We start from the raw sequence: 18,405 nt of genomic DNA on the forward strand, positions 1-18,405 counted from the left end.
AGATGTATAGATTAACGTTAGAGTTATGTCTTTTTTATTCTATTTTATATAAGGTTATAGTATGTCAAATTTTTAAGCCAATTCGCTTAAATCTATCATATGTTTGTTAAAATCAATATTTTTATAAAAATCTTTAGCTATTGTCACGAAAATTATAGACCAAAATAAATGTAAAGGTAGACCAACTTATGGTAAACATGGCATTTTTTTTTATTTATAAGATTTCAAATGGGTAAGCCTGTTCAATACTAATAATATCTTCGAAAAATTATTCTAAATTTTCGATGAATGATGTAGTTTTTGGTATCATTGGTTCAATAAATATGTTGGATTTTAAAAAGTGGCTTCATTTCAAATAAGAAATTTAAATCACTTAAAAATATGCATACACTATAATATATTGCAATTATGCACTATTGTACATAGAGCCATAAATATTTATGGCTCTATTAAATGATTTATAAATAGGCTAAGGGTATTAACCTATTGCCTGCTCACATTATTAATCAATATAGGCTGACAATCGGTAATACTTATATTATTATAGGAAGAATTTTTAATTGTAATGCCGTGAGCATTTCTTAAGGAAATATTATTATCAAAATTAAGATTATCTATAAGAATTTCACCACTTTCACCCTCGTTATCATTACTAAAAAATAAGCCAAAATATTCAACGTCAACATTGCTATTTTTGATTGTGATATCTTTTAAGGAATTATTTGAGGAAAAAGTAAAATAACCATAAGAATTTGGTAGCGAACTAGACACATCATTATTCTCAAATCTATTGCTCACGGAGTTCAATAAAATAATTCCTCTCTGGTTATTAGTCAGTATATTGTTGTGTACATAATTATCTTGTCCTCCAAGCACAATTCCAAATTGGTAACCCTCTATACTGTTGTTATATATTTCAAAGTTCGTGGTTCGGTGTTCACCATTTGCCCAATATCTAGGTTCAAAACTGATGGCTTTGGTTCCAGAAAGTTCCTGATCATTAATAAAAGTATTGTCATAAATTTTACAATTGAAAGAATATGCAGATGAAATTGTACCATGAAAAGTGTTTTCATAAACATAAGTTTTTTCATTGTTAAACAATGCCACATCCGCTCCGTAATTATCAGAAAAATTATTATTTCTAATGTGAACATCCTCAGTTTTCTCTGTATGGCCTAAGGAATTGCCGTCAGGATAATTATACTTTCTAGACTCAATGTCAATACCCGCCCTCGGTGAAGTACCATTTGAGCTAGGAAATCCTTGATCAGGAACTCCACTACCTGCATTTCGAATAGTATTTTGCTCTATATAAATCTTGGTTCCATCTACAATAGCTATATTATTACGCCTATTATTATCAAATAGACTATTCTTTATAATGACATTATAAGATTCTTGCCCACCATCAACTAATGATCCATCCCGATTTCGATCCCTTACTCCCTCGATTACGAGACCATCAGAAGCTCCCTCTCTCATTTCAACACCATCGACAGTGATATTATGTACCCCGTCGATGACCATAGTATGACCCCAATCATGAGCACCACCTGACGAATAATCATGGGAAAATCTATCACCGACTAGTTTACCACCTGATATTACCACGTTTTTTCTTTTTTTAATATACAATAAAGCGTAACCAGGTTCTTCATTGGGTTGTACCCTCAGCGTACAACTACTCCCCATTTTAAAGTGAAAATCTGATGGTATAGCTATAGATGCCTTTTCCTCATGCCATTTTTCTTTTCTGGAAACGTCAAAATAGGCATCAATTTCATCAATTTCAAATGTATCGCCGTTTAGACGTTCAACCAAAGCAATCGCGTCTTTAATGGAGTTCAAGTTATTGAAGGCGGTATCGTCGGAAACCTTTCCTTCTTTAATGTTCCACTTATTCTTATCAAATGTAAATTCGGAATTTTCCAAACTTACTTGGCCATCAATCTCTAAGTCTGTATTAAGTAATTCACCTGAAATAACACCTCCATTAAAGGTTAAGGCGCCATTGTAAATAGACCCTCCTTCAAATAATAAGCTGATATTCGTTGGTAATTTTATATGTGCTCCCTTTAAATCAAAGTTACAATTAACTAAAAGTGTGGAATTAGCCTCAATATCAAAGAAAGTCGAATCACAATCTACCACTTCTGTGTCTGGTTTAAAAGAATCCCGGTTCTCATCTTCACTATTTGTATCCTCATCATTTTCATCATTGCCCGAATCTTCCTGATCTTCAGAAGATTTTTCCAGGATTGCATCTAAAAAAACATCTTCTGCAGAACACGAGGAAAAGATAAATACATTTAAAAATAAAATACAAAACGTTGTTTTGTAATTTAAAGTGAGTTTAGGTATTGACAAAAGGATTTTTGAAGTAGGTTTAAATCGGTAAAAATTCATAGTTTGGGGTTTTGTGCAATTTAAAATTTATTATTTTTTTAATCGGTAAAGCGCATACTTTTTCGATGAACTACAGTTGTTTTACGGATTGTATATTTTTTTAGACTTCTTAGTTAACAGTTTTTAACAAAAAAATCGATGAAATGCACAAGAAAGTATTATTTTAAAAGATTTTGGTTTTATCGATAAATTTCATTCCCTATCGAATAAGTTTTTATTATGCCAAATATTAGTTTTACTTCGTATTTCAATCGCAAATACAATTTTGTGTTTATGACGAATCGGACAGACTTTTAATATATTTTCCATTTACTTATTAATTTTGATGAATAGAATTTTACACGTAGTTGGCGGAATGAATCGTGCGGGTGCTGAAACCATGATCATGAATCTTTATAGAAAGATAAATCGGGAAAAATACCAATTTGATTTCTTGTATTTTACTGAAGAAAAATGTGATTATGATCAAGAAATAGAACAGCTTGGAGGACGTATTTTTAGAATAAGTGAAAAAAATTCTAAAAATCCAATAAGCAGAACCATTAAAATTAAAAGGCTAATTAAAAAAGAACATCCATTTTATGCTATTCATTGTCATCAGTTATTCAGCAATTTTTTTCACTTATTAGCTGGTTACTTGGCTGGAATTGATTTTAGAATTGCACATTCCCATAACACAAGTGATGTGAATAGTAAAAAATGGAGTGGAAGAGTATATCAAAGAGTTTCTCGGCTTCTTATATCAAAACTTGCCACACATTTTATAGCATGTGGAAAACAAGCTGGCGAGTTTTTATTTCCGTACTCAAAAAATATAATTTTACTGCCAAATGCAGTTGATTTAAAAAAATTTTCGACTCAAACAACTATTGTACCTGACTTGAGAGAGTTATATAAGCTGAACAGCAATACAATTATTGTATGTCAAGTTGGTAGATTAAATCCTGTTAAAAATCACATTTTTACAATTGATTTTGCCAAATATTTAAAAGATAAAAATGTAGATATACATTTTTTCATTGTTGGTGATGGACCTTTAAAAGGAGATTTAATAAAAAAAATTAATAGTTTAGATGTAAGTGGACTCGTCACGCTCCTTGGAGTACGAGAAGATATTCAACAAATAATGTCGAATTCCGATTTGATGATCATGCCATCTATCCATGAGGGCTTTCCAGTCGTACTTGTAGAATCGCAAGCTACTGGAATGCCAGCTTTAATATCTTCTAATATCTCTAAAGAAGTAGATTTGAATTTGGGTCTAGTACAGTTCTCTGACTTAGAAGATAATTTTAATACTTGGTTTGAAAAAATTGTGCAACTTACAGAGTCGAAAAAACCAACTCAAGATGAAATTAGACAAACCTTTATTGCTGAGGGCTTTGATATTAATGTTAGCGTTGAAAGATTAGAGAACTTGTATGGTCAAGGTGATAAATTTTTTTGAATTGAATAAAAAAAAGATTTAGCTATATTTTATTAAATCTTCAGTTATCAGGATTTTATTTACTTTTATAATTAGAAGTTTAAAATTAGCCTCTTCTCTGATTACTATATTTTTTCTGATTGTAGCCTCTTTATAAATTAAATTTTCTTTATTAACATTGAAAGTATGAATCAATTATTTTGGTGATTTTTACAAATTAAGTGATTGATAAATTGTATTATATTTTTTTTATGATCCTTTCATGTATCAATTAAACAAATCTCATTAATAAAGTATAATTTTAAGCTACACAGTTAATAATGGTCAAAACATTTGAAACGTGAAACTTGACCAATTTTGACTCATTTTGTATGGATAATGGTAGCTTTTTAACTATTCGAAAACTGTGGAAATATGAAATTTAGTAGAAAGCTCGATAATTACACCATTTTTTTCTAATATTGAGTTCAATCAATTATCAAGAAAACAAAATAAAATGATTTAGGATACAATAGAATAGAGCTGCCAAACTCGAGTAATACAATTGTTTTTTAGGAAATGAATTCTTAATTGTGTTAAAAAGTAAAATAGGAATTATAATCCAACTGTAAAGCCCAATTCTATCTGAAAAAGGAATATTAAAATTCATGAAAAAAACAATAGAAGCAAGTATGTAAAATCTTATGAAGAAAAGGTCCGTTCTATTTTTTAAGTCACTGAATTTTATAAATAGAAAAAGAAAAAAAGAATTATACAACACAAAATCATAACGAAATCCAATCCTATATGTCGTTTCACCTTGAAAAGCCAATCTTTTAAAATCTTCTCCGCTAATACTTGATAAAATTGAAATTTTATCAAATCCAAAACCAACGAATGACAAACCTATAAACAATAGATAAAGTGCCAAATAATACTTGAGCTGTACTTTCCAGCCAAAATATGCGCTAAATGCTATAAATATGGGAATTACAGCAGTTCTATGGAACAAATACCCGATTATAAAGAAGATAATACATTTTTTGAAAAATTTCTTATCCAAATAATACAGGCCTAAAAGAACGAATCCAATAGAAAGACCATTTCTAATAATGTTGATTTCAATAGATAAGAAAGAAAATGAACTTGCTATTGTTAAAAAAAACAATAAGCTGCTGCCCGCATTACCAAAGTCTGTAAACTTTCTCACAAACATATACAAACATCCATTGATAATGATTGAAACAGCCATTAAAAAAACGGTATAGTTTTTAAATTGAAAGGTTATATATGCGAGAACCTCGAATAAGAAATCCGATTTGAAATATGATAAAAAAGTGAAAATATTAGTGATACCCAAACCTTTAATGTAATAAAACATATAGTAGTTATAAGTATCTGTTCCAATTCTATAGCCTCGGGTGCCAGAAAAGATAATTATAAAAACACAGAATATTATTAATAAATTACGATCATTTCTTAAAAAAACAAGTTTCTTGTATTCTAAGCTCCTTAGTATTAGTGACCCCACGACAATAAGGAAAACAAGTATGTACTTAAAAAGCAAAACATAGTGCTGCTCAGTGAATCCTTCAAAAAGAAATTTCATATAAGGATGGAGTTTATTAAAATAAAAACTTCACTATAATGTTATAATTTTTTTTAATATTTTTTGATGTATATATAGTTGGTCAGGATTCAAAGAAACAGATCTTTTTTTGATAAGTCCATTAGTTTGACCAAGAAGCCAATAAAATATATACACTAAAACCTTCAACATACTTTTAATAGATAGAGCAAAACTTGTCCACTGACCTAATATGCGTTTGTTTTTATAGAAAATTTTTAATTTATAAAGTGTTGCTTTGCAATACTTCTTGAGCGTAGGGGTACTAGCTTCCCTATAGTATAGATAAGGATTTTCTAAATTTATAAAGTTACTTTTTATTACAGTTCTTATCCACAAATCATAGTCCTGTGATCTTTTTAAGGATACGTCATATTTATTATCTTTAAACCAACTTGTTTTGCCTATAATAGTAGGATGGGCACACCATCCACTATGAGCAACATGGTTTAAAGTGTATTTTTTTTTGGTCAATCCTTTTCTCAGACCTATAATTTTATTCTCATTGTCGATAGCAATTACTTTAGTTCCAAGTAAATCGATTTTCGGATTTTCCAATAGATGATTTACTTGAACCTCTATTCTTTTGGGATGCATGATGTCATCCGCATCCATTCGACAATAATATTGTCCATTTGCTAGTTCGGAAAGTTGATTAAGTCGTGCAGGCAATCCTTTGTTACGGGTATCGTTAATCAAGGTAATACGAGCATCCTCCTGCTCAAAAGAAGATGCTATGTTGACAGAATTGTCAGTGCTTCCATCATTTAATAAAAATAATTCCCAATTAGAATACGTTTGCATAATAACTGAATTAATCGCAAACTTTAAATACGAATCTGAATTATAAAATGGTATTCCAATAGAAACTAATGGTGCTTTATTCATTACATCAAATTATATCAAATTACTCAAGATATTCTAAGAGCTTGATCTATTAACGTTGTCCAATTACTTATGTGTACATTTTGGACTTACTCCCAACCACTGAATCACATCACATAATTGTTCAGTTTTTAAAGATATTTGTTGTCATATAGTAAAATGATTACAACCAATCTAAGATTTAATCAACATAATGGAAAAACCATCTGTAGATTACTAAGTCCAAAAAATATTAATTCATCTCATCTTGAATTAACTGATGAAATAAATACTACAAATATTATCACTTAAAGTTTTGTTCATACAAAGAAACGGATATACAGAACTAGTTGACAATTATATAGAATGCTGATTCATCAGTATGAAAAGGATAATTCACTAATTAAGAGTTCACGATATACAATCTAAAGCCGTTGAGCAATTTTCTCAGTAAGCACACCTTTTACATCATAGATTACCCCATCGGAATTTAAATAGGACCCAAGTTCCAATTTTTCATATGCCTTGTGCGCAACGGTTAGGACAATGGCATCAAATTTTTCATTGGGAACATCTTGTACAATGTCAAGCCTATATTCATGGGTAACTTCTTTAGGGTTTGCCCACGGATCGTAAACCGTAACATCCGTACCATAGTCTTTAAGTTGACGTATTACATCTATTGCTCGGGTATTGCGAACATCGGGACAGTTCTCCTTAAAAGTGATGCCCAGAACCAACACTTTCGCAGCTTTAATTTTTAAGTCGTTCTGAACCATAAGCTTAATGACTTCGGAGGCCACATATTTGCCCATGCTGTCATTTAATCTTCTTCCAGCCAAAATAATTTCTGGATGGTACCCAAACTCTTGCGCCCTTTGTGCTAAATAGTAGGGGTCCACACCAATACAATGACCGCCTACGAGTCCTGGCTTAAATGGAAGAAAATTCCACTTAGTACCGGCAGCTTCAAGCACGGCATGGGTATCGATTTCCATAAGGTTAAAAATCTTTGCCAACTCGTTGACGAAAGCAATGTTTATATCACGCTGCGAATTTTCAATGACCTTTGCAGCCTCAGCAACTTTAATGGTTGGCGCCAAATGTGTCCCTGCGGTAATAACCGATGCGTATAATTCATCAACTTTTTTTCCTATTTCAGGGGTTGACCCCGAGGTAACCTTTAGTATTTTCTCTACGGTATGTTCTTTGTCACCGGGATTTATTCTTTCTGGGGAGTAACCGGCATAAAAATCCTCATTAAACTTTAAGCCGCTTACTTTCTCCAATACAGGGATACATTCCTCTTCCGTAACACCTGGGTACACAGTAGATTCGTAGATAACAATATCCCCCTTTTTAAGAACCTTGCCAACGGTTTCGCTAGACTTGTAGAGCGGGGTCAAATCCGGTCTGTTGTTTTTATCGACCGGTGTTGGAACGGTAACAACATAATAATTGCAATCCGCGATCAAATTCAAGTCATCTGTACAAAACAGCCCTATTTCCATATGAGGTGAATCGCGAAGAACTTCTTGTAAAACTGAATCATCAACCTCAAGCGTGCTATCTGTTCCGGACTGTAACTCATTTATTCTATGTTGATTGATATCGAAACCTATTACGGGATATTTGGTGGCAAACAACCGGGCTAACGGCAAGCCAACATAGCCAAGGCCTATTACTGCAATTTTATCTGGATTCATAATTATTTTTTGCCAATTTGGAAATATTCAAAACCATTTTTGAGCATACGTGAATGATTGTACTGGTTTCGTCCATCAAAAACTATGGGCTTATTTAATTGTTTTTTAAGCTCTTCAAAATCAGGCGACCTGAACTCTTTCCATTCGGTCAATAGAATTAAGGCATCGGCATTTTGAAGTACATCGTACTTTGAATTATGATATGAAACATCATTCATATCTTTTAAATAGAAGTGTTGGGCCTCTTCCATGGCTTTTGGGTCATAAGCTTGAACTTTTGCTCCTCTTTTCACCAATTCTTTTATGATATATATTGCTGGAGCTTCACGCATATCATCTGTTTCCGGTTTAAATGCCAATCCCCAAACTGCAAAGACTTTACCAGAGAGATCTTCACCATATTTGGCTATTACTTTATTGGCAATAACCAATTTTTGTTTATCGTTAACATCCTCAACGGCTTTGATCAAGTTTGGAATATACCCATTCTCCTCGGCAGTTTTCTTTAAGGCCTTTACGTCTTTTGGGAAACATGAACCACCATAACCACTACCTGGATAAATAAAACTATAGCCAATTCTACTATCGGAACCAATTCCAATTCTCACCTTGTTCACATCCGCACCAACAAGTTCACAGATATTGGCTACCTCGTTCATAAATGATATTTTAGTTGCCAGCATAGCGTTTGCAACGTATTTTGTCATTTCCGCGGAGCGAACATCCATGGTAATCAACCTGTCAAGACTGCTCCTAAAAAATGGCGCGTACAACGTTCTCATTTTTTCAGTGGCCTCTTCATCATCAGAACCAATGACCACACGGTCCGGTTTCATAAAATCACTGATGGCATCTCCTTCTTTTAAGAATTCTGGATTGGAAACTACATTGAATTGAATCTTGGCATCGCGATTGTCCAATTGCGATTGTATAGCCTCCTTTACCTTATCTGCGGTGCCAACAGGAACTGTGGATTTATCTACAATAATTAAAGGGTGGGACATGTTTTCGCCAATTTCCTTGGCAACCTGTAGCACATATTGTAAATCTGCAGACCCATCCTCGCCCATTGGGGTACCTACTGCGATAAAGGCAATATCGCATTTGTCCAAATGTTTGGAAAGATCCGTGCTAAAACGAAGTGTATCATTTTCCACATTACGTTTTACCATTTGTTCCAAACCTGGCTCATAAATAGGTATTATCCCTTTTTTAAGACTTTCTATTTTTGCCTTGTCTATATCTATACAGGTAACCGTGTTGCCCATTTCAGCAAAACACGTACCACTTACTAGACCTACATAACCTGTCCCTATTACGGTTAAATTCATTATTAGTTTATTTTAGATTTTTCCAATACCAGTTTACGGCTTCCTGTAATCCACTTTTAATATCGTATTTTGGATTATAGCCTAATAAGTTTTTGGCTTTCTCAACGGATGCCAGTGAATGTGGTACATCACCTTTTCTGTTTGGGCCATACTCTGGGTTTATGGTATTAATTTTATGATCAAAAGTACTTAAATATTGTTTCAAGATTGATACTAGTTCATTTAGATCCGTGCGTTCACCATAGGCCACATTGTATACTGTATTCACTGCTTCTTTAGAAGTGCAGCATATAGCTCTCACGTTCATTTCAATAACATTGTCTATATACGTAAAATCGCGTGAAAAGGATCCATCACCATTTATTACGGGAGCTTTATGGTTCATTAACTGCATAACAAATTTGGGAATGACGGCAGCATAAGCTCCATTTGGGTCTTGCTTTCTGCCAAACACATTAAAATAGCGCAAACCTATTGTTTCCAAACCATAGGTCTTGGCAAAAATGTCAGCATAGAGTTCATTAACGTATTTGGTAATTGCATACGGGGAAAGTGGTTTCCCTATGTTACTCTCGACTTTGGGCATGCTTTCGGAATCTCCATACGTTGATGAGCTTGCTGCATAAATAAACCGTTTGACGTTTGCATCTCTAGCTGCTACCAACATATTTAGGAATCCAGAAACATTTACATCGTTACTGGTTATTGGGTCATTGATCGATCTTGGAACCGAACCCAAAGCGGCTTGATGCAATACATAATCTATATTCTCACATGCTTTTTTACAGTCTTCCAATTTTCTTATATCACCTTCTAATAAGGTAAAGTTCCCATTGGAAAGTAAATGGGATATATTAGACCTTTTTCCTGTAGCAAAGTTATCCAAGCAACTTACGCTATTTCCATTTTCCAATAAGGATTCACATAGATTAGATCCTATAAATCCTGCACCTCCGGTAACTAAAATTTTATAATTGGGATTTAGACCTAAAGCATTTATTTTCATGGATTGATTTTTCTCGCGCAAAGATGAATAAAAGTTATGAAAACGGACTTAATTTTATATCAAGTTCCTTTAAATCCGATGAAACGAACATCTGGGTTAAATTTTAGTTTCTGTTCACATTTTACGGCACTAAATTTCATTATGAATCCAAGACCAAAAAGATTTTTTTAATTTGTTCGTATATAGTCCCATTAAGTAGAAAGCAGTATTCTTGAACTCTATATATCGTAGTAAGAAAGATACCATTTTATAAAGGCTTTCACGCCTTTTGATATTGGCGTATTTGGGCGATATTCATAGTCTTTCATAAGTTCGTCCACATTGGCCCAGGTTTTTTTTACATCCCCTGGTTGCATGGGCAATAATTGTTTTGTTGCTTTCGTTCCAAGTTCGTTCTCGATGTTAGCGATAAAATCCAAAAGCGGTACAGAATTGTTATTGCCAATATTGTAAACTTTGTATCTAGGCCGGTGTTCAATATTTTTTTCTATAATTCTGACTACACCTTCGGCAATATCATTTATATAGGTAAAATCCCTTTCCATTTTACCTTCGTTAAAAACCTTTATTGGATCACCCTTGACTATTGCCTCGGTAAATAAAAACATGGCCATATCTGGACGGCCCCATGGCCCATATACCGTAAAAAAGCGAAGTCCCGTAGTAGTAAAACCATACAAGTGGCTGTAGGTGTGTGCCATGAGTTCATTGCTCTTTTTTGTTGCAGCATAAAGGCTAATTGGATTATCTACATTGTCAGTAGTCTCAAAAGGAATTTTTTCATTGAGTCCGTATACACTGGAACTACTGGCATATACTAAATGTTTTATTTTGTAGTTTCTGACGCATTCCAAAATATTTAAAAAACCAACTATATTACTGTCAACGTATGCTTCTGGATTTTCAAGACTATATCTCACGCCAGCTTGTGCAGCAAGATTACAAACTACATCAAATTTTTCAGATTTGAATAATTTAGGGAGTTCAACCCTGTCTTCCAGCTGCAAGCGGATAAATTTGAAAGACGCTCCAAAAACATCACTAGCAATGATATTTTTGAACAATTCAGCCTTTTTTTTATCGATGCCAAGCTCTTTTAAGCGAGCGTACTTTAGGTCTGTGTCATAATAATCATTAATGGAATCAAGACCAACGACCGTGTGTCCCTTTTCCGCTAGATTTTTAGCAACATAAAATCCTATAAAACCAGCAGCACCTGTAACCAGTATTTTCATATTTCAAATTTCAACAAAACTTTTTTTGCGATGCGAAAAAACAATAAAAATTTTTAAATATACTTTTGGAATTTTGATTTACTAACAAATAATAATAGTAGAAGAGCACTATTCTTTAAAGATTGTTTTCTTAAATTGAGTGCCAAAGTTTGATTGCTTAATTAGTATTTCAATATATTGAATATGAAGTATTTAAATGGACTTGTACATTTTGAAAATATAATCTAACGAGTAATTGGAAGCTATTTTTTGAGGCATCAGAATACCAGCTAAAACTTCATATTTTCTGTATTTTAGCCGAGTATTGATTTTAGTAGGGCAGTTGACCGATTATTTAATGCATTGAGCGAAATATACATTTCTCCAACTGTTTTAGAACTAATTTTACATGAATTACTTATTTACCAAACCTAATTGAAATAACCATTTAACTAAATATACACAATAGCTGACCCAACTAGAACTTAAAGTATAAAACTAAAACTACTATAATAAATACCTCCAAATTGAAAATTTCAACCCACCAAAAAATATGGCTTTCATCACCACATATGGGTGAAAGTGAACAGCAATACGTAAAGGAAGCTTTTGATACCAACTGGATAGCTCCCCTTGGCCCTTTTGTAAATCGTTTTGAAAATACTATAGGTGAGTATATTGGTGATGGTGCACAAGTTGCGGCATTAAGTTCTGGTACAGCAGCAATCCATTTGGCACTCAAGTTGCTCGGTGTCTCCCATGGCGATGAGGTCATTTGCCAAAGTTTCACATTTTCAGCTTCGGCGAACCCGATTCTTTATTTGGGTGCAACACCAGTATTTGTAGATAGCGAAAACCTTACCTGGAATATATCCCCTGAGTTGTTGGAGAAAGCAATTGTTGATAGGACAGCGTTGGGGAAAAAACCAAAAGCCATTATTGCGGTTCACTTATATGGTATGCCATATATGGTAGATGAGATAACCAAAATTTCCAAAAAATATGAAATACCTGTCATAGAGGACAGTGCTGAAGCATTAGGTAGCTCGTACAAAAATAAAAAATGTGGAAATTTTGGTGATATCGGAATTCTATCATTCAACGGAAATAAGATTATTACGACCTCGGGTGGTGGTGCTTTGATTACAAATGATATTAATGTAAAGAAGAAAGCAGTTTTCTTTGCTACACAATCAAGAGACGACGCACCTCATTATCAGCATTCAGAAGTGGGATTCAATTACAGAATGAGCAACGTTTTAGCTGGCATAGGTTGCGGACAAATGGAAGTACTGGACAATCGAGTAAGTGCTAGAAGAAATAATTTTGATTTTTATAGAAACAATCTTGGTCATTTACAGGAATTAAAGTTTCTGGAAGAGCCTAACGGTTTCTATTCCAATAGATGGCTCAGTTGTATCTTGACCCCTTCTTTTGAAATACGGGAAAAAATACGTTTAGGTTTACTTGAGGAAGATATAGAATCAAGACCACTTTGGAAACCTCTACATTTACAACCGATTTTTAAAAATTCCCCAAATTTTACGAATGGTACTTCAGAAGAATTATTTGAGCGAGGACTTTGTCTTCCGAGCGGTTCCAATTTAAATTCTGAAGATTTAGACAGAATAGTCTATACCTTAAAAAAAGCCCTATAATGTTAGAAAAATACTTGACCAAAACAATCTTTAGACATTCGTCAAAATGGATCGTGCTGTGCATTGATCTTTTAATTGTCGGTATTGCCTTTGTGCTATCTTATTTTATCAGATTCAACTTAACCCTGAATTTTGATGTAAATAAGTTGTTTGTACAACTTCCCTTCATAATAGGGATGGCTTTTATTTCCTTTCTCGTTACAGGATCATATAAGGGTGTGGTCAGGCATACTGGGGTAAGGGACGTATATAATCTATTCAACGCTATTTGTCTATCAAGTGTCCTATCAATTTTTATGGTCATTATCAACAGGCAAATGAATTTTTTGGACGATTTTACTATTCCCTTGTCAATAATTATAATCCATAGTTTGATTGGATTTGTATCGCTTACCGCTTCAAGGTTCTTGTTTAAAAGTCTTTATTACAATTTGATAAATAAATTCAAGGCCTCTAAAAACGTCATTATTTATGGTGCCGGTGAATCCGGAATACTAACCTATAGCGCTATTACCAACCATACTACCAAAAGCGTTAAGGTCGTGGGCTATGTTGATGGCGATAAACAAAAGGTAGGTAAACATATTAATGGTGTAAAAGTATTTGGGAGCGAAATACTTACTAAAAGCTTTATACAGAGCAAAGATATATCCGAAGTAATATTTTCAATTCAAAATATTGATCATAAAGAGTTAAGGAAATTGGTGGAAAGCCTCGTCGATTTTCCAGTATTGGTAAAAATTGTTCCCCCAGTTGAAGATTGGATAAATGGCGAATTGAAAATTTCCCAAATCAAGCAAATTCAAATTGAAGATCTTTTGGATAGGGCCACAATAAATATCGATAACTCTAAAATACCTACCGAGCTTGATGACAAGGTAATTTTGGTCAGTGGCGGAGCAGGATCTATTGGTAGTGAGCTGGTAAGACAAATTTGCAAATACAGTTACAAATCGTTAATTGTGGTAGACCAGGCTGAATCTGCGTTGTACGATTTACAACAAGAACTGAAACAAAATGGGTTCCATAATTTTGTTGCCATTGTCGGAGATATTCGGGATAAAAATAGAATGAACCATATTTTTCAGGAATATCGCCCCAATCTGGTTTTTCATGCTGCTGCATATAAGCACGTTCCTTTAATGGAATACAATTCATATGAAGCTATAAAAATAAATGTTGCGGGAACCAAGGCTTTAGCTGATTTGTCCTCAAACTATAACGTTGACAAATTTGTATTTGTGTCTACTGATAAGGCTGTTAATCCTACCAATGTTATGGGAGCCACCAAACGTATTGCAGAAATGTACATCAGTTGCATGCAACAGAAAAGCAAGACCAAGTTTATAACAACGCGTTTTGGAAATGTTCTAGGTTCAAACGGCTCAGTAATACCGTTGTTTAAAAAACAAATAGAAAAAGGAGGACCGCTTACCGTTACGGATAAAAATGTTACGCGTTTTTTCATGACGATTCCAGAAGCTTCACAATTAGTTTTGGAGGCTGGTGCCATGGGGGATGGCGGTGAGATATTTTTATTTGATATGGGAGAATCTGTAAAGATTTTTAATTTGGCCAAGAATATGATTAAATTATCTGGTCTACGCTATCCTGAAGATATTGATATCAAAATTACAGGTTTACGACCTGGCGAAAAACTATACGAAGAGCTTTTGGCCAATGGCGAGAACACATTGCCAACATATCATAAGAAAATAATGATAAGCAAGGTAAGAGAGCTAAATTATGCACAAGTACAGTCTTATATAGATGAACTTTGTGTCGCGAATATGTTCTTTAAGGAAAATACGGTTCCTTTGATGAAGAAAATTGTGCCGGAATATATCTCGAATAATTCTGAGCTTTGTAAATTGGACGAGGATAAGAGCGTCAAAATCGTTCACAAACGTCAGAACGATGAAATTTTGCATTCTTAAACGTTACTCAAGCAATTAAACTAAACACATGCGTAAAAAAAACAGTAATAGTTGGATATTTCCATTAGTAACAGTCATAATGTTATTGTCTTCTTGTGCTTCACGACAAGACATAATTTATTTTCAAGATGCGGGTAATTTTGAAACTTTGGTAAGTGATAATGCATTCTCTCCTAAATTTAAAGTGGATGATTTGATAAGTATTCATGTTTCTACATTGAATCCAGAAGCAAGTGCTCCATTTAATCTTGTGGTAGGTGTTTCCCAAGATGCAGGTTCCAACCCTGGTATAGGTGGGGGACAGCAAGTAAGTTACCTAGTGGACAAAGACGGAGAAATCGATTTTCCCGTTTTGGGCAAGGTCAAGGTAGAAGGTCTTTCTCAAGAAGAATTACGTGTAAAATTAAGAAATTTACTCTCTGAATACTTAAAGGATCCCATAATCAATATTCGAATATTGAATTTTACGGTAACCGTTCTAGGGGAGGTTCAGCGCCCCGGCACCTATCCGGTTACAGGCGAACAGATTACTATTTTGGAAGCTTTGGGACTTGCAGGAGATTTGACAATCAGGGGTCTTAGGGGAAACATTCTGGTCATTAGGGATTTTGATGGGACCAAGGTCTACAACAGAATTGATTTGACAAGTAAAAATGCTATGAAATCCCCGGTCTATTATCTTACTCAAAATGATGTTGTATATGTTGAGCCCAATAATTCTGCTGTTTCATCTTCCAGCTTGGACAGTAGGGTAACAATTGCGATATCGATAGTTTCTCTACTTGTAACTACAAGTGTTATTCTAATTACAAGAAACTAAGCTAAAACTTAAAGACCTCTATCTTATATTCAGATTAACGTAATAATATGGAAAACAATTCGTCTAAAGGAATTGATTTAAAAAGCTTATTAAGCAATTATACAAAACAATGGAAATGGTTTATACTCTCTTTGTTTATAACCTTAGGAATTGCTTTTATGATTATAAGATATTCAACGCCTCAATATTCTGCACAAGCAAAGGTACAAATACTTGACAGCCAAAGCTCAACTCCTGAGCTTAGTGTATTTCAAGATTTAGATGTATTTGCCGGTAGTTCCAATCCAGTAGAGGATGAGATACAAACGGTAAAATCAAGATCTAACTTCATTGAAATAGTTAAATCACTTAAATTGAATGTCAAAATAGTTCTTTTAGGCAATTTATTGGATTCTGAAATTTATGGGGTTACGCCATTTAATCTTAATTTCATAGAACCGGATTCTGTAATACATAATTCAAATGCACAATTCTATATAACTATTAATTCAGAAAACTCGTTATCATTCTCAGATAGTGAGGAAGGACCTGATCGGGCATTTTCATTTGGAAAAAAAATAAACACCAAGCTTGGGGGACTAGTAATTACCCCTAACTTGGAACGGATAGACGACTATATAGGAAGAAAATTTAGAATAAGCATAACTCCAATTCATTATGTAGCCCAGGATTATCTAAAAAGAATTAATATTTTTCCTGCGGAAAATGCTTCTACTATAATTGATATTACATTACAAGATAACATTCAGCAGAAAGCACAGGATATAATTAATAGTTTAATATTTCTATATAATCAAAACGCTGTAGAGGATAAAAGGACAATAGCTAATAGGACATCGGATTTTATAAACAATAGAATTACGGATATTTCTTCCAGTCTTTCAAATGTAGACCAGTCGGCAGAGGATTTTAAAACGGATAGGGGCCTTACCGATATTGCTTCAGAATCCAATATAAACTTGACCGTTGGTGCTACAAACCAACAGGAATTGCAAAATACGAATACGCAGCTCAATATTGCCTCCTCTATGAAAGATATTGTGGACAATCAGCAGGGTTATGAGGTATTACCGTCCAATATTGGATTATCTGACCCAACAATTGGTAATATATCAGCCAAGTACAACGAGTTGGTTCTTGAGCGCAAACGCTTACTAAAAAGTTCCAACGAGAAAAATCCAATCATTGTAAATTTAGATGAACAGCTGGATGGATTAAAACGAAATATGCAATCCAGTCTTAGTAGTATGACCAATAATTTGGGATTGCAATTGAATAATCTCAATGTTCGAAGATCTCAGATTAATTCTAGAATTTATTCCGCACCGGGCAATGAGCGTGCTTTAAGGGATATCACCAGAAAACAGCAGACAACAGAACAATTATACCTTTATTTGCTCCAAAAACGTGAAGAATCACAAATTGCATTTGCTTCAGCAGCTCCTAAATCCAGAGTTATAGATAGTGCATACAGCGAAAGTTCCGCGCCTGTATCTCCAGAAAAAAGTATAATTTATTCTGTAGCTTTTTTAGTCGGTCTTTTTGTTCCTTTTGTAGTTATTTATGCTGGGGAATTATTGGATGATAAGGTCCATAATAAATTGGATGTAGAGAAATTGGTAGGTGATGTACCCGTCCTTGCAGAGCTACCGAAATTGTCCAAAAAAGAAAATAAGTTGATATACAATAAGGATAGGTCTGTATTGGCAGAATCTTTACGCATTCTGAGAACCAACTTGGATTATATAATCGCTTCAAACAAAAAAATTGATAAAAAGAACTTGATTTTTGTCACATCAAGTATATCCGGTGAAGGTAAAACCTTTCTTTCTTCCAATTTATCCATGGTACTCGCCAGTACAAATAAAAAGGTGCTTTTAATCGGTGCTGATATAAGAAATCCAAAATTATACAAATTTTTCTCTGGTGTTGAATCAGATGCAATTAACAAACCTAGAAGGATTAAAGAAGTTGGTCTCACCGAATATCTTATTAACGATGAACTCACCTCTAAGGATGTAATTACTCCTATGCTTGTACATGAAAATACCATAGACATTATTTATTCAGGTAAAATACCACCAAATCCTGCAGAACTCCTTATGAGCGATCGTGTCGGCAAACTCTTGGACGAGGTATCAAAAATTTACGATTACGTGATTGTGGATACTGCACCATTAATGGTAGTTACCGATACTTTATTGATAAGTGAGCATGCAAGCCAGATTATTTATGTAACTAAAGCAGGTGTTACAGAGAATAGAGTATTGGAATTTCCATTAAAGCTCAAAAATGAAGGAAAGCTTAATAATCTTTCATTCGTAGTTAATAATGTAAAAGCTTCTGATCTGGGTTATGGGGGCAAGTATGGGTACGGGTACAGTAAACAACTTAAAAAATGGTGGAAATTTTAAAAGTATTCATAACA

At 33.8% G+C, this 18,405-nt stretch carries 12 protein-coding genes; 5 read left to right on the forward strand and 7 right to left on the reverse strand.

All coding sequences use genetic code 11. The features are described from left to right. Positions 1-483: 483 nt before the first annotated feature. Entirely contained in the window at positions 484-2,409 is a 1,926-nt protein-coding gene (locus HME9304_RS13915) for a right-handed parallel beta-helix repeat-containing protein (RefSeq protein WP_112379158.1), read from the reverse strand. Positions 2,410-2,734: 325 nt separating this feature from the next. Between HME9304_RS13915 and HME9304_RS13920 the strand changes: the two genes are divergently transcribed. After that, positions 2,735-3,856 (forward strand): glycosyltransferase family 1 protein, encoded by a 1,122-nt coding sequence (locus HME9304_RS13920; RefSeq protein ID WP_112379159.1) that lies wholly within the window; start codon positions 2,735-2,737, stop codon positions 3,854-3,856. Positions 3,857-4,313: 457 nt separating this feature from the next. Here HME9304_RS13920 and HME9304_RS13925 read toward each other — a convergent pair whose 3' ends face one another. The 6 genes from HME9304_RS13925 to HME9304_RS13950 form a co-directional block, all read right to left on the reverse strand. Beyond that, on the reverse strand, positions 4,314-5,423 hold the full coding sequence (locus tag HME9304_RS13925; RefSeq protein WP_112379160.1) for an EpsG family protein: 1,110 nt from the start codon (positions 5,421-5,423) through the stop codon (positions 4,314-4,316). A gap of 33 nt (positions 5,424-5,456) precedes the next feature. After that, positions 5,457-6,329, reverse strand: coding sequence for a glycosyltransferase family 2 protein (locus tag HME9304_RS13930; protein ID WP_112379161.1), 873 nt, complete (start codon positions 6,327-6,329; stop codon positions 5,457-5,459). Between the two features lie 401 nt (positions 6,330-6,730). Next, a complete protein-coding gene (locus tag HME9304_RS13935; RefSeq protein ID WP_112379162.1) occupies positions 6,731-8,011 on the reverse strand; it encodes a nucleotide sugar dehydrogenase in 1,281 nt (426 codons plus the stop codon). A gap of 2 nt (positions 8,012-8,013) precedes the next feature. Further along, positions 8,014-9,342, reverse strand: a complete 1,329-nt coding sequence (locus HME9304_RS13940) for a UDP-glucose dehydrogenase family protein (protein WP_112379163.1) — start codon at positions 9,340-9,342, stop codon at positions 8,014-8,016. 7 nt (positions 9,343-9,349) lie between these two features. Beyond that, a complete protein-coding gene (locus HME9304_RS13945) occupies positions 9,350-10,348 on the reverse strand; it encodes an SDR family oxidoreductase (protein ID WP_112379164.1) in 999 nt (332 codons plus the stop codon). A 218-nt stretch (positions 10,349-10,566) separates the two neighbouring features. Further along, on the reverse strand, positions 10,567-11,583 hold the full coding sequence (locus tag HME9304_RS13950) for an NAD-dependent epimerase (RefSeq protein ID WP_112379165.1): 1,017 nt from the start codon (positions 11,581-11,583) through the stop codon (positions 10,567-10,569). A 551-nt stretch (positions 11,584-12,134) separates the two neighbouring features. On the opposite strand from HME9304_RS13950, the gene HME9304_RS13955 reads away from it, so the two are divergent. Genes HME9304_RS13955 through HME9304_RS13970 form a run of 4 tightly spaced genes read left to right on the forward strand, consistent with a single transcriptional unit; the run spans position 12,135 to position 18,391 of the window. Next, positions 12,135-13,220 (forward strand): DegT/DnrJ/EryC1/StrS family aminotransferase, encoded by a 1,086-nt coding sequence (locus HME9304_RS13955; protein ID WP_112379166.1) that lies wholly within the window; start codon positions 12,135-12,137, stop codon positions 13,218-13,220. Continuing rightward, a complete protein-coding gene (locus HME9304_RS13960) occupies positions 13,220-15,157 on the forward strand; it encodes a polysaccharide biosynthesis protein (RefSeq protein ID WP_112379167.1) in 1,938 nt (645 codons plus the stop codon). Before HME9304_RS13955 ends, HME9304_RS13960 begins: the two co-directional genes overlap by 1 nt. A 28-nt stretch (positions 15,158-15,185) precedes the next feature. After that, entirely contained in the window at positions 15,186-15,977 is a 792-nt protein-coding gene (locus HME9304_RS13965; RefSeq protein WP_112379168.1) for a polysaccharide biosynthesis/export family protein, read from the forward strand. A 47-nt stretch (positions 15,978-16,024) separates the two neighbouring features. Next, positions 16,025-18,391: a GumC family protein gene (locus HME9304_RS13970; RefSeq protein ID WP_112379169.1), complete on the forward strand. Its 2,367-nt coding sequence runs from the start codon at positions 16,025-16,027 to the stop codon at positions 18,389-18,391. The last annotated feature ends 14 nt before the right edge of the window (positions 18,392-18,405 follow it).

This window comes from Flagellimonas maritima, from assembly GCF_003269425.1.
In the GTDB taxonomy this organism is placed as follows: Bacteria; Bacteroidota; Bacteroidia; order Flavobacteriales; family Flavobacteriaceae; genus Flagellimonas; species Flagellimonas maritima.